Source organism: Rhodococcus rhodnii NBRC 100604 (genome assembly GCF_001894925.1).
GTDB lineage: Bacteria > Actinomycetota > Actinomycetes > Mycobacteriales > Mycobacteriaceae > Rhodococcus_F > Rhodococcus_F rhodnii.
In genome coordinates this window covers 216432-230199 of record NZ_BCXD01000001.1, presented here as the reverse complement: position 1 = coordinate 230199, position 13768 = coordinate 216432, and the positions used below count along the sequence as shown (strand labels likewise).

Below are 13768 nucleotides of genomic sequence, written 5' to 3'. Positions count from 1 at the left end.
GCACCGCCTGCGCCGCTGCCAGGCGCACTGTGGTCCACGCCACTAGAGTGACGCCATGCGTGCTGCAGTGGTGTCCCGTCTCGCCGGACCGTCCGCGATCGCCGTCGTCGACGTGCCGGATGTCGATGTACCGGATGCGCCGGAGGCGACGGATCGCGTCGTCCTCGACGTCGCGGCGAGCGGGGTGTGCTTCCCGGATCTGCTGATGACGTACGGGAAGTATCAGGTCCGTCCGGATCCGCCGTTCGTTCCGGGCGCCGAGGTCGCGGGCACCGTCGTCTCGGCGCCGGAGTCGACGGGCTTGACGCCGGGCAGCCGTGTCCTCGCGTTCGCGTCGCTGGGCGGCTACGCGGAGCGGGTCGCCGTCGATCCGGGCGCGGTCGCGGCGATTCCGGACTCGCTGGGCTTCGCCGAGGCGGCGTCGCTCGTCATCAACTATCAGACGGTGGAGTTCGCGCTGTCGCGGCGTGCGCGGCTGGCCGAGGGCGAGACCGTCGTGGTCCTCGGCGCGGCGGGGGGCGTCGGGACGGCGGCGATCGGCGTCGCCAAGGCTCACGGCGCACGCGTCGTGGCGGTCGTGCGGCGTGAGGGGCACGACGATCTGCTGCGCGAACTCGGCGCGGATGAGGTCGTCCGGCTCGGCGACGGCTGGGGTGAGCGGGTGCGTGAGCTCGGTGGGGCGGACGTCGTGCTCGATCCGGTGGGCGGCGACGTCTTCGACGAGGCCGTGCGCGTGCTGCGCCCCGACGGCAGGCTCGTCGTGATCGGGTTCGCGGCGGGCGGGATCCCGGAGATCAAGGTCAATCGTGTGCTCTTCCGCAACATCTCCATCGTCGGCGCCGCGTGGGGCGAGTATCTGCGGACGCATCCCGGCGAGTTCGGGCGGATCCACGACGATCTGCTGGGGCTCGTGGCCGGTGGGCTCGAACCGGTCGTGACGGCCCGTTACGGGCTCCCCGACGCCGCGCGGGCGCTCGCCGACCTCGAGTCGGGCGCGATCGTGGGTAAAGGCGTGCTCCTGCGCGAGTAATCGGATCACCAAAGTTGGTGTGGGCGAACATAATCGGCTTGAAGTAGCGCGACGACGAGGGCATTGTCGGTGTCGGACGGGCGGCATATTCTCCCGTCGTCGCCACTTCGCCCGAGCCAGGAGACCCGCCGATGTCCGCGCAGCCGCCGAACACCGTCCCGCCCGAATCGTCTCGGCCCGAATCACCGCAGCCCGATTCGTCCGGCGACAAGCTCGACCGCGCGGTCCTGCAGATCGCCGGAGTGGTCGTGCTGGGCGCGATCATGTCGATCCTCGACGTCACCGTCGTCAACGTCGCGCTGCCCACCTTCCAGCAGGATTTCGGAGCGACGTACGCCGTCGTCGCGTGGACGATGACCGCCTATACGCTCGCGCTCGCGACCGTGATTCCGCTGACCGGCTGGGCCGCAGACCGGTTCGGCACCAAGCGGCTCTACATCGCCGCGCTGGTGCTGTTCGTCCTCGGGTCCGTGCTGTGCAGCACGGCGTGGGACATCACGTCGCTCATCACGTTCCGCGTCGTGCAGGGGCTCGGCGGCGGCATGCTCATGCCGCTGGGCATGACGATCATGACGCGTGCCGCCGGACCCGAGCGGGTCGGGCGGGTGATGGCCGTCCTCGGTATCCCGATGCTGCTGGGCCCGATCGCCGGTCCGATCCTCGGCGGCTGGCTCATCGAGATCGCGTCGTGGCACTGGATCTTCCTCATCAACGTTCCGATCGGCGTCGTGGCGCTCGTCGCGGCGATCGTGCTGTTGCCGTCGGACTCGCCCGAGTCGTCGGAGTCCTTCGATTTCGTCGGGATGCTGCTGCTCTCGCCCGGTCTGGCGCTGTTCCTCTTCGGGGTGTCGTCGGTCCCCGAGACCGGGACGATCGCGTCGGCACGCGTCCTCGTCCCGGCGTGCGTGGGTGCGCTGCTCATCGTCGCCTTCGTGTTCCACGCGCTGCGCACCGAACATCCGCTGATCGATCTGCGGCTGTTCGCGAATCGCTCGCTCACCGTCGCGGTGCTCACCGCCGCGCTGTTCGTCGTCGCGTTCATGGGCTCGGCGCTCCTGCTGCCCACGTACTTCCTGCAGGTGCGGGGTGAGACGACGTTGCAGGCGGGGCTGCTGCTCGCGCCGCAGGGTATCGGCGCGATGGTGACGATGCCGATCGCAGGACGGCTCGTCGATCGCATCGGACCCGGCCGGATCGTGATGACGGGTGTCGTCGTCATCGCCGGTGCGATGGCGTACTTCACGCAGCTCGGCGCGGACACCCCGTACTCGGTCCTGCTGCCGGTGCTCTTCGTCATGGGCCTGGGCATGGGATGCACAATGATGCCGATCATGACGGCGGCGTTGCAGACGCTGACGCATCGCAGCGTCGCGCGCGGCTCGACGCTCATGAACATCAATCAGCAGATCTCGGCGTCGATCGGCACCGCGCTGATGTCGGTGTTGCTCACGAACCACCTCCAGTCGCGGGAACTCGCGGGGGCGGCGATCGCGTCGCGGTCGAACCCGGAGATCGTGGCGGGCCTCGGGCCGGAGGCGATCTCGCAGGGATTTCAGCAGGCGGCCGATGCCTTCGGGTCGACGTACATCGTGGCGTTCGGGCTCGTCGTCGCGACCCTCGTGCCGGCGTTCTTCCTGCCGCGGTCGCGTCCGGTGCGTCCGGCCGGCGATCCGGCTGCGGCCGCACCGGTCCACTGATCGGGCCGGTCGTCACCGCCGTCCGGTGACGACCGATCCGATCCCGGCGCAGACGACGAGCGCGATGCCGACGAGGGTGTCGACGCCGAGCAGCTGCCCCAGGACGAGGGCGCCCGCGAGCGCGGCGACGGCGGGGTCGAGCGCGATGAGGATCGCGAAGACTTTCTTGTGCAGCACACGGAGCGCGCGGAGTTCGAGCGAATAGGGGATCACCGACGACAGCAGCGCGACCAGCGTGCCGATCGCGAGGACGGTGGGATCGAGCAGATCGCCCGCACCGGCGACGAGCCCGAACGGTGCGACGAGCAGTGCGGCGACGATGCTCGCGCCTGCGAGGCCGTCCGAGCTGGGCAGGGTCGCCGCGACGCTCGATCCGGCCAGGATGTAACCGGCCCACGCGGCACCGGCGACGAGCGCGAAACCGACTCCCGCCCAGTCCCAGTGGCCCTCGGCGTGGCCGCCGGTGAGCCCGAGCACGGCGACTCCGGCGAGCGCGAGCGCGACCCACAGCGCGTCGCGGCCCCGCCGGGTCAGTGCCGCGGCGAGGGCGAGCGGGCCGAGGAACTCGATCGTCACCGCGATGCCGAGGGGGAGCCGCGCGATCGCCTCGTAGAACGCGCCGTTCATCACCGCGAGCGCGAGGCCCAGCGCGAGGACGCCGCGTCGCTGTTGCATGGTCCACCGCGACCATCGGGGGCGGACGACGACAGCGAGGATCGCTGCCGCGATCGCGAGCCGCGCGAATGCGGCGCCGACGGGGGCGATGTGGGCGAACAACAGGCCCGCGAAGCCCGCACCGAACTGCACCGACACGACACCCGTGAGCACCTGTGCGGTGGGGATCAGCTGACCGGGCGGCCGCTGTTGTTCGTTCACCGCTCGCCCCCGTCGTCTCCGTGTGCCGCCGCGCCGTCGCGGGCAGAGTAGATCGTATGGACATTTCGCCGAGTGGGCGCGTCGCGATCGTGACCGGGGTGAGCAGCCGGCGACGGGGTTTCCGCCGCTCGCGATGGTGAGCGAGAAATACAAGCAGTCATGCTTGCTTTTTTGAACGGGTGATGTGATGCTGACCGCATGACGGAGCTCACATCAGTGCTGAGCGATCTCCGCGCCGAGAGCGACGAGCTCGATGCGCTGGTCGCGGCCCTGCCCGACGAGGCGTGGGCGACGCCGACTCCGGCGCCGGGCTGGACGGTCGCACATCAGATCGGCCACCTCGTCTGGACCGATCACGCCGCCCTGCTCGCGGCGACCGACACCGATGCCTTCGGTGCCCAGCTCGCGGAGCTCGCCGCCGACCCCGACATCGCCGGTCACGTCGATCGCGGCGCCGCCGAGTACGCGGCGCTGCCGCCCGCCGAACTGCTGCGCCGCTGGCGCGAGGCGCGCGCCGCGCTCGCGGACGCGCTCGCCGCCGTCCCCGCCGGTGACAAGGTGCCGTGGTTCGGGCCGCCGATGGCCCCCGCGTCGATGGCGACCGCACGGCTCATGGAGACCTGGGCACACGGACTCGACGTCGCCGACGGGCTCGGCGTCGTGCGCGAGCCGACCGACCGGATCCGCGGCGTCGCGCACATCGGCGTCCGTACGCGCGATTTCGCGTACGTCGTCCACGGCGAGACACCGCCCGCCGAACCGTTCCGCGTCGAACTCGACGCGCCCGGCGGCGCGCGATGGGTGTGGGGCCCGGAGGACGCGGCGCAACGCGTCACGGGCCCTGCCGTCGACTTCTGCCTGCTCGTGACGCAGCGCGCGCACCCCGACGATCTCGCCGTCGTAGCCGAGGGGCCCGACGCGCAGCGGTGGCTGTCGATCGCGCAGGCGTTCGCGGGGCCACCGGGGACCGGCCGAGAGAAGGGATCGCGATGACGGCGTCGTCACGACCGGGAGCGGTACGGATCGGCAACTGCTCGGGCTTCTACGGGGATCGCTTCGCCGCGATGCACGAGATGCTCACGGGCGGCGAACTCGACTATCTCACCGGCGACTACCTGGCCGAACTCACGATGCTCATCCTCGGCCGCGACCGGATGAAGGACGCGAGCCGCGGCTACGCCAAGACCTTTCTGCGGCAGCTCGAGGAGTGCCTCGGCATCGCCCGCGAGCGCGGCGTCCGGATCGTCGTCAACGCGGGCGGGCTGAACCCCGGCGGACTCGCCGACGCGATCCGCGCGCTCGACGACCGGCTCGGAACCGGCGCCACGATCGCCCACGTCGAGGGCGACGACATCGCCGGTCGCGCAGCCGAACTGGGGCTGTCCGTCGACGGGCGGCCGCCGCTCACGGCCAACGCGTATCTCGGCGGCTGGGGGATCGCGGCGTGTCTCGACGCGGGCGCCGACGTCGTCGTCACGGGTCGCGTGACGGACGCGTCCGTCGTCGTAGGGCCCGCCGCTCACCATCACGGCTGGGGGCCGGGCGATCTCGACGCGCTCGCGGGCGCCGTCGCCGCGGGCCACGTCATCGAGTGCGGCACGCAGGCGACAGGCGGCAACTATTCGTTCTTCCGTGAGATCCCCGACATGACGCACCCCGGTTTCCCGATCGCGGAGGTCGCCGCGGACGGCTCGTCGGTCATCACGAAGCATGCCGGCACGGGCGGCGCCGTGACGGTGGGGACGGTGACGGCGCAGCTGCTCTACGAGGTCACCGGCGCGCGCTACGCGGGGCCCGACGTCACGATGCGGCTCGACACCGTCGAACTCGCGCAGGACGGTCCCGACCGCGTCGCGATCTCGGGGGTGAAGGGTGAGGCGCCGCCCCCGACGCTCAAGGTCGGGTCGAACACGCTCGCCGGCTTCCGCAATCAGGCCGAGTTCGTGCTCACGGGCCTCGACATCGACGAGAAGGCGGCCCTCGTTCGCCGTCAGGTCGAGGGGGCGCTCACGCGGCGCCCCGAGGACCTCGCGTGGACGCTGGCCCGCACGGATCATCCCGACGCGGACAGCGAGGAGGCCGCGAGCGCCGTGCTCCGCTGCGTCGTGCGCGACCCGGACGCCGACGTCGTGGGGCGCGCGTTCTCGTCCGTCCCCGTCGAACTCGCGCTCGCGAGCTACCCCGGTTTCGCGCTCACCGCACCGCCGGCGAGCGCGAGCCCGTACGGCGTGTTCGTCGCCGGTCACGTCGACCGCACCGATGTCCCGCACGTCGCGGTGCTGCCGGACGGCACGCGCGTCGACATCGTGCCCGCAGGCGAGACGCGTGAGCTCGCCGACGTTCCCGATCCCGCACTGCCACAGCGGTATTCTCCGGGGCCGACCCGGCGTCTGCCGCTCGGAACGATCGCTGGTGCCCGCAGCGGCGACAAGGGCGGCAGCGCGAACGTCGGGGTGTGGGTGCGCTCGGACGACGCGTACGCGTGGCTGGTCCACGACCTCACCGTCGACCGCGTACGTGAGTTGCTGCCCGAGGCGGCCGCGCTTCCGGTCCGCCGGCACGTCCTGCCGCATCTGCGTGCGGTGAACTTCGTGATCGACGGAATCCTCGGGCGTGGCGTCGCAGAGCAGGTCCGGTTCGACCCGCAGGCGAAGGGTCTGGGGGAGTGGCTGCGCTCGCGGGTGGTCGAGATCCCGGTCGCCCTCGTGAGCGACACGAAGGAGGAACGCGCATGAGTGTGTGGGACACCGACGAGCGGACGGCGTTGCGCAAGACGGTCCGCGCGTTCGTCGAACGTGACGTACTGCCGCACCAGGACGAGTGGGAACGCTTCGGTGAGTTGCCGCGGTCGCTGCACCTGCGGGCCGCCGAACTCGGCCTGCTCGGGGCGGGCGTCTCCGAGGAGGTCGGCGGGAGTGGCGGCGACCTGATCGACGCGATGATCGTCAACGAGGAGATCCATCGCACGGGCGGCTCGGGTGGACTGTTCGCATCGCTCTTCACCCACGGAATCGCGTTGCCGCACATGATCGCTGCGGGCGACCCCGACCAGATCGACCGCTGGGTACGCCCGACGCTCGCGGGCGAGAGGATCGGCTCGCTCGCGATCACCGAGCCCGGTGGTGGGTCCGACGTCGGGCATCTGCGCACCCGGGCCGATCGCGACGGCGACGAGTACGTCGTGAACGGAGCGAAGACCTACATCACGTCCGGTTGCCGCGCGGACTTCGTCGTCACGGCCGTCCGCACCGGCGGCCCCGGCGCTTCGGGTGTCTCGCTCCTCGTGATCGAAAAGGACACACCGGGATTCGAGGTCTCACGCAAACTCGAGAAGATGGGCTGGCTCGCGTCCGACACCGCCGAACTGTCGTTCACCGACGTCCGTGTGCCGGTGGCGAATCTCGTCGGCGCCGAGAACTCGGGGTTCGCGCAGATCGCGCAGGCGTTCGTGAGCGAACGCATCGGGCTCGCGGTACAGGCGTACGCGAGCGCGCAGCGCAGCCTCGACCTCACCCTCGACTGGGTGCGCTCGCGCGAGACCTTCGGCCGGCCGCTGATCTCGCGGCAGTCGGTGCAGGTCACCGTCACCGAGATGGCGCGCCGCATCGACGTCGCACGGGTCTACGCCCGTTCGGTGGTCGAGCGATACCTGGCAGGCGACGGCGACCTCGTCGCCGAGGTGTGCTTCGCCAAGAACACGGCGGTCGAGGCGGGCGAGTGGGTCGTGAATCAGGGCGTGCAGCTGTTCGGCGGCCTCGGTTACATGCGTGAGAGCGAGATCGAGCGGCAGTACCGCGACATGCGGATCCTCGGCATCGGCGGCGGCACCACGGAGATTCTCACGACGCTGGCGGCCAAGCGACTGGGATTCGCGTCGTGACTCGCGAGGTGCGCACCGTGCTCGACGGATTCGCGTATCTCGAGTGCCCGCGCTGGCGAGACGACCGGATCTGGTTCGTCGACTTCTACACGTACCGCGTGTTCTCGGCGCGCGAGGACGGCAGCGATCTGCGCGTCGAGGCGGAGGTGCCGCAGCAGCCGTCCGGGCTCGGCTGGCTACCCGACGGCCGCCTGCTGGTCGTCTCGATGCGTGACCGCTCGATCCTGCGCCGCGAAGCCGACGGAACCCTCGTGACGCACGCCGATCTCACGTCGTTCACCGAGCACCCGCTCAACGACATGCTCGTCGACGAGAGCGGGCGAGCCTGGGTCGGCAACTTCGGTTTCGACATCATGCGTGGCGCCGACATCGAGCCGACCGTCCTGATCCGCGTCGACCCGGACGGCACGGCAGCCGTCGTCGCCGACGATCTGTGGTTCCCGAACGGGATGGCACTCACCGGAGGCGGCGTGCTCGTCGTCGGCGAGACCGTCGGCAACCGCATGACGGCGTTCGACGTCGCGCCCGACGGGTCGCTCACGGGGCGCCGCGAATGGGCGCGTTTCGGGCCGCTCCCGTCCAGCCGCGTGTTCGCGCAGGCGCTCCCGCAGGCCGTCCTGACGCCGGACGGCTGCTGCCTCGACACCGAGGGTGCGATCTGGGTCGCGGACGCCGTGGGCGGGCGAGTGGCTCGCGTGCGCGAGGGCGGCGAGATTCTCGAGGAGATCAGCCCCGGCGAGAGCGGCCCCGCGAACGTGTTCGCGTGCATGCTGGGCGGCTCCGACGGCCGAACGCTGTATCTCTGCGCCGCACCAGATTTCAGCGAGGACCTGCGACGAGACGCTCGCGAGGGAGCACTGCTCGCCGTGCGGGTCGACGTCCCGCGCGCGGGCCTGCCGTGAGTCGGCACGACTACCGGATCGATTCCGACATTCGGAGAAGGACGACCGTATGACAGTTCTGGACAGCACCCTGGACACGACGTCCGAAACGTTCGTGGCGGCACGGAAGGCGATGGAGGGCAAGCTCGCCGAGATCGACGCCGAGCACGCGAAGGCGATCGGCGGCGGCGGTGAGAAGTACGTGCAGCGTCATCACGAGCGCGGCAAGCTCCTCGCCCGCGAGCGCATCGAGCTGCTGCTCGACGAGGATTCACCGTTCCTCGAACTCGCGACGCTCGCGGCGTGGGGCAGCGACTTCCCGGTCGGTGCGAGCCTCGTCGCCGGAATCGGTGTCGTGGAGGGCGTCGAGTGCCTCGTCGTCGCCAACGATCCGACGGTGCGCGGCGGCGCGTCCAACCCGTGGACGCTGAAGAAGTCGTTCCGTGTGCACGAGATCGCCGAGCAGAACCGGCTTCCCGTGATCTCGCTCGTCGAGTCGGGCGGCGCGGACCTGCCGACGCAGAAGGAGGTCTTCATCCCCGGCGGCCGGATGTTCCGCGATCTGACGCGGGCGTCGGCAGCGGGCATCCCCACCGTCTCGCTCGTGTTCGGCAACTCCACGGCGGGCGGCGCGTACATCCCCGGCATGTCCGATCACGTCGTCATGGTGCGCGAACGCTCCAAGGTCTTCCTGGCGGGCCCGCCGCTGGTGAAGATGGCGACCGGCGAGGACGCCGACGACGAGTCGCTCGGCGGTGCCGAGATGCACGCGCGCACCTCGGGTCTCGCCGACTACTTCGCGGAGGACGAGCAGGACGCGATCCGCATCGGGCGGCGCATCGTCCGGCGGCTCGGCTGGCGCAAGCAGGGCCCGCAGCCGCGCGCCGACGTGCTGCCGCCGCGCTACGCGGACGAGGATCTGCTCGGCGTCGTGCCCGACGATCTCAAGGTGCCGTTCGATCCGCGGGAGGTGATCGCCCGCATCGTGGACGACTCCGACTTCGACGAGTTCAAGGCGCTCTACGGCTCGTCGCTCGTGACGGGGTGGGCGGAGCTGCACGGCTACCCGATCGGGATCCTCGCGAACGCGCGGGGCGTGCTCTTCAGCGAGGAGGCGCAGAAGGCGACGCAGTTCATCCAGCTCGCGAACCGCTCGAACACGCCACTGCTGTTCCTGCACAACACGACCGGATACATGGTCGGCCGCGAGTACGAGGAGGGCGGCATCATCAAGCACGGCGCGATGATGATCAACGCCGTGTCCAATTCGACGGTCCCGCATCTGTCGGTCCTGCTCGGTGCGTCGTACGGCGCGGGGCACTACGGCATGTGCGGGCGTGCGTACGACCCGCGTTTCCTGTTCTCGTGGCCGAGCGCGAAGTCGGCGGTGATGGGTGGCGCGCAGCTCGCGGGCGTCGTCTCGATGGTGTCCAAGGCGTCGGCGCTCTCGCGCGGCAAGCCCTTCGACGAGGATGCCGATGCGGCGTTGCGGGCGGCGATCGAGAACCAGATCGAGGCCGAGTCGCTGCCGATGTTTCTGTCCGGCCGCATCTACGACGACGGCGTGATCGACCCGCGCGACACCCGGACGGTCCTCGGGCTGTGCCTGTCGGCGATCGCGACCGCCCCTGTCGAAGGCACCGAGCGTTTCGGTGTCTTCCGAATGTGAGAGGTGAGATGTCCGTGAGCACAGCCACCGTCGAATCGGTGCTCGTCGCCAACCGCGGCGAGATCGCGCGCCGGGTCTTCGCGACCTGCCGGCGCGAGGGGATCTCCGCCGTCGCCGTCCACTCCGACGCCGACGTCGACGCACCACACGTCGCCGAGGCGGACGCCGCGGTGCGCCTGCCCGGCAACACCCCCGCGGAGACCTATCTGCGCGCCGATGCGATCGTCGAGGCCGCCCGCACCGCGGGCGCCGACGCGATCCATCCGGGGTACGGCTTCCTGTCGGAGAACGCGGCGTTCGCCCGCGCCGTCGAGGACGCGGGCCTGACATGGATCGGCCCGCCCGCCGCGGCGATCGAGTCGATGGGCTCGAAGGTCGAGTCCAAGAAGCTCATGGACGCCGCGGGCGTTCCCGTTCTCGCCGAGCTCGATCCGGCGACCGTGACGGCGGAGCAACTGCCGGTTCTCGTCAAGGCGTCCGCCGGCGGCGGTGGCCGCGGTATGCGCGTCGTGCGCGAGTTGTCGGCGTTGCCCGTCGAGATCGAGGCGGCGCGACGCGAAGCCGAGTCCGCGTTCGGCGACCCGACGGTGTTCTGCGAGCGTTATCTCGACACCGGCCGCCATATCGAGGTCCAGATCATGGCCGACGCGCACGGCACGGTGTGGGCGGTCGGTGAACGCGAGTGCTCGATCCAGCGCCGGCACCAGAAGGTCGTCGAGGAGGCGCCGTCACCGCTCGTCGAACGGGTCCCCGGGATGCGTGAGCGGCTTTTCGAGGCCGCGCGGCTCGCGGCGCGCGCGATCGACTACCGGGGTGCGGGCACGGTCGAGTTCCTCGCCGACGACGCGGGCGAGTTCTTCTTCCTGGAGATGAACACGCGCCTGCAGGTCGAGCACCCCGTCACCGAGAACACGACGGGTCTCGATCTCGTGGCACTCCAGTTCGAGGTCGCGCGGGGCGGCCGGCTCGACGCGGAGCCCCCTGCGACGCAGGGGCATTCGATCGAGGTGCGGCTCTACGCGGAGGATCCGGCGCAGGACTGGCAGCCGCAGACCGGCACCCTCCACGAGATCGCGGTCCCCGCCGCGCGTGACCGCTTCGACGTCTCGCGGACGGCGGGCGTGCGCCTCGACTCGGGAGTCGAGGCCGGATCGGTCGTCGGCGTCTTCTACGACCCGATGCTCGCGAAGGTGATCTCGTACGCGCCGACCCGTGAGCGCGCCGCAACGATCCTCGCGCGCGCCCTCGCCGACGCCCGCATCCACGGCGTCGTCACGAATCGTGATCTGCTCGTGCACGTCCTGCGGCACCAGGCCTTCCTCGCGGGCGACACCGACACGGCGTTCTTCGCGACGCACGATCTGGCGACGCTCGCGTCGCCGCTCGCAGACGAAGCCGCCGAGCGGCTCTCCGCGCTCGCCGCGGCACTCGCGATTGCGGCGGCGAACCGCGACGGCGCCCGCGTCGCAGGTGGCATCCCGAGCGGCTGGCGCAACATCGTCTCGCAGTTCCAGAGCCGGACGTTCACCGGCGCATTCGGCGAGCATCGCGTCGAATACCGCTGGGTGCGTGGCGTTCTCGGTGCGCCCGGATATCCGGAGGTGACGGACGCCGAGGCGAGTGCGCACCGCGTGTCGCTCACCGTCGACGGCGTGCGACGGACCTTCGATGTCGCGCGCCACGGCGACGACGTGTACGTCGACTCGCCCCTCGGGCCCGTCACGCTGCGTCTCGAACCGCGCTTCGTCGATCCGTCGAAGGAGGTCGCGCCGGGCTCGCTCGTCGCACCCATGCCGGGCTCCGTCGTCCGCGTCGGCGCCGAGCAGGGCGACACCGTCACGGCGGGGCAGCCGATCCTGTGGCTCGAGGCGATGAAGATGGAGCACACGATCGTCGCGCCCGCGTCGGGCGTGCTGGTCGAGCTGAACGTCGAGGTCGGCAGGCAGGTCGAGGTCGGCACGATCCTCGCGGTGGTGGAGGACGGCGCGGCGGGGAAGGACGGCGAGGCAGCCGAATCCTGACGCTCGTGCCGCGGATCTGACACGATCGCGCCGTGACGCACACCGATCCCACCTCGACAGCGGCACGGTTCGACGCGATCGGTGTCGACGAGCTGCGGCGCATCGGCGGAACGAAGTGGTCCGAGTACCCGGGGCGCATCGGGGCATTCGTCGCCGAGATGGATTTCGGGATCGCCCCGCCGATCGAGGGCGCCCTCGTCGCGGCGGTCCGGCAGGGACTCACCGGGTACCTGCCGACGCCGCTGCGCGACGAGACCGCGGCGGCGACGGCACAGCGGCTCGCCGCGGCACACGGGTGGCACGTCGCGCCCGAGCGGGTGCGGCTCGTCGCCGACGTGATGGCGGCGTTCGAGGCGACCGTTCGCCACTTCTCCACGCCGGGATCGCCCATCATCGTGCCGACGCCGGCGTACATGCCGTTTCTCACGGTGCCGCAGACCCTGGGCCGCGACGTCGTGCAGGTCCCGATGGTGCGCGACGGCGACGGCGGGCGGTGGGTATACGACCTCGACGCGTTGGCCGCGGCCTTCGCCGCGGGTGCGAATCTGCTCGTGCTGTGCACGCCGCACAATCCGACGGGCGGTGTCCTCACGCGCGACGAGATGCGCGAGATCACCGAGGTCGTCGACCACTACGGTGGCCGCGTCTTCGCCGACGAGATCCATGCACCGCTCGTGTTCGAGCCTGCCGTACACGTCCCGTATGCGTCGACGAGCGAGGCCGCCGCTGCGCACACCGTGACGGCGACGTCGGCGTCGAAGGCATGGAACCTGCCGGGCGTGAAGTGCGCGCAGGTGATCCTGTCGAACGATGCCGACGCCGCGGTGTGGGCGCGGACGTCCGGGGGATTCGAGCACGGCGCGTCGACGCTGGGCGCGGTCGCCGACGTCGCGGCGTATCGGGACGGCGGGCCGTGGCTCGGGGACGTGCTGACCTATCTGGACGGCAACCGCCGGATGCTCGTGGATCTGCTCGCCGAGCACCTGCCCGACGTGCGCTACCGGGCACCGGACGGGACGTATCTCGCGTGGCTCGACTGCCACGATCTCGCTCTCGCACCGACGCCCGGCGAGTTCTTCGCGGATCGGGTGGGCGTCGTGCTGGTCGACGGGATCCGCTGCGGCGAGGCGGGCCGGGGGTTCGTGCGGCTGAACGTTGCGACGCCGCGACCGATCCTCGAGCAGGCGGTCCGGGCGATGGGGGATGCCGTCACGCGAAGCCGCCGTGGCTGACGCCGTCGAGGCCCGGCATCTGGAGTGGATCGAGGCGACCTCGGCGAGTGGTAGTTGCTCGACGAATACCCCCGCTCTCGTCGGGCAGCACCGACCAACCGTCCGACGGCGCGGAGATGGTGGTCAGGCTAGAAACTCGACTGATAGCGATACCACGGTCCGCCCACGTGGTCCGCCCTGAATCGTTGGCCGATGCCGGTGGGCGGACCACTGGGAGAATATGCCCAGCCGGATTCGGAAGAGAGCATCGTGGTGCGGGCGTCGGCGAAATACACCTCGCCATTCGGGGATTCCACGACGGAGGCGACCTCGAAGAGCCCTATGCGTTGTCGATCCAGGGAACCCACGCCTGGCCGCTCTCTCAGTTCTTGTGCGACTGCCTCGAATCGCGATGCGGCATCGGCGAAGCTCGGAGGCGCCGCAAACGCTGCGAGCACTCCGACAGTCGCGATGAGCGGCCATGCCACCATCCACCACATCCA

Annotated in this window: 10 protein-coding genes; 9 read left to right on the top strand and 1 reads right to left on the bottom strand. The window is 70.7% G+C overall.

The window, feature by feature from the left end; translation table 11 throughout:
- The first annotated feature begins 55 nt into the window (after nucleotides 1-55).
- On the top strand, nucleotides 56-1030 hold the full coding sequence (locus tag RR1_RS01010; protein WP_010839052.1) for an NADPH:quinone oxidoreductase family protein: 975 nt from the start codon (nucleotides 56-58) through the stop codon (nucleotides 1028-1030).
- Nucleotides 1031-1161: 131 nt separating this feature from the next.
- Nucleotides 1162-2727 carry a DHA2 family efflux MFS transporter permease subunit gene (locus RR1_RS01005; RefSeq protein WP_010839053.1) on the top strand — a complete coding sequence of 522 codons (1566 nt, stop codon included), beginning with the start codon at nucleotides 1162-1164 and terminating at the stop codon, nucleotides 2725-2727.
- Between the two features lie 12 nt (nucleotides 2728-2739).
- On the opposite strand, the gene RR1_RS01000 is transcribed toward RR1_RS01005, so the two are convergent.
- Nucleotides 2740-3603 (bottom strand): EamA family transporter, encoded by an 864-nt coding sequence (locus RR1_RS01000; protein ID WP_010839054.1) that lies wholly within the window; start codon nucleotides 3601-3603, stop codon nucleotides 2740-2742.
- A 198-nt stretch (nucleotides 3604-3801) separates the two neighbouring features.
- Between RR1_RS01000 and RR1_RS00995 the strand changes: the two genes are divergently transcribed.
- The 7 genes from RR1_RS00995 to RR1_RS00965 are packed head-to-tail and all read left to right on the top strand — an operon-like array spanning nucleotide 3802 to nucleotide 13286.
- Complete coding sequence (locus RR1_RS00995) at nucleotides 3802-4596, top strand: TIGR03084 family metal-binding protein (RefSeq protein ID WP_040774144.1); 795 nt, start codon at nucleotides 3802-3804, stop codon at nucleotides 4594-4596.
- Nucleotides 4593-6338, top strand: a complete 1746-nt coding sequence (locus tag RR1_RS00990) for an acyclic terpene utilization AtuA family protein (protein ID WP_010839056.1) — start codon at nucleotides 4593-4595, stop codon at nucleotides 6336-6338. The genes RR1_RS00995 and RR1_RS00990 overlap by 4 nt, the downstream gene beginning before the upstream one ends.
- Nucleotides 6335-7483 carry an acyl-CoA dehydrogenase family protein gene (locus RR1_RS00985; RefSeq protein ID WP_010839057.1) on the top strand — a complete coding sequence of 383 codons (1149 nt, stop codon included), beginning with the start codon at nucleotides 6335-6337 and terminating at the stop codon, nucleotides 7481-7483. Before RR1_RS00990 ends, RR1_RS00985 begins: the two co-directional genes overlap by 4 nt.
- On the top strand, nucleotides 7480-8385 hold the full coding sequence (locus tag RR1_RS00980) for an SMP-30/gluconolactonase/LRE family protein (protein ID WP_040774147.1): 906 nt from the start codon (nucleotides 7480-7482) through the stop codon (nucleotides 8383-8385). Before RR1_RS00985 ends, RR1_RS00980 begins: the two co-directional genes overlap by 4 nt.
- Nucleotides 8386-8434: 49 nt before the next feature.
- The gene (locus RR1_RS00975) at nucleotides 8435-10033 is read left to right on the top strand and encodes an acyl-CoA carboxylase subunit beta (protein ID WP_010839059.1); all 1599 of its coding nucleotides are present in this window, start codon (nucleotides 8435-8437) and stop codon (nucleotides 10031-10033) included.
- An 8-nt stretch (nucleotides 10034-10041) separates the two neighbouring features.
- Nucleotides 10042-12054 (top strand): acetyl/propionyl/methylcrotonyl-CoA carboxylase subunit alpha, encoded by a 2013-nt coding sequence (locus RR1_RS00970; RefSeq protein WP_010839060.1) that lies wholly within the window; start codon nucleotides 10042-10044, stop codon nucleotides 12052-12054.
- Between the two features lie 32 nt (nucleotides 12055-12086).
- A complete protein-coding gene (locus tag RR1_RS00965) occupies nucleotides 12087-13286 on the top strand; it encodes a MalY/PatB family protein (protein WP_010839061.1) in 1200 nt (399 codons plus the stop codon).
- The last annotated feature ends 482 nt before the right edge of the window (nucleotides 13287-13768 follow it).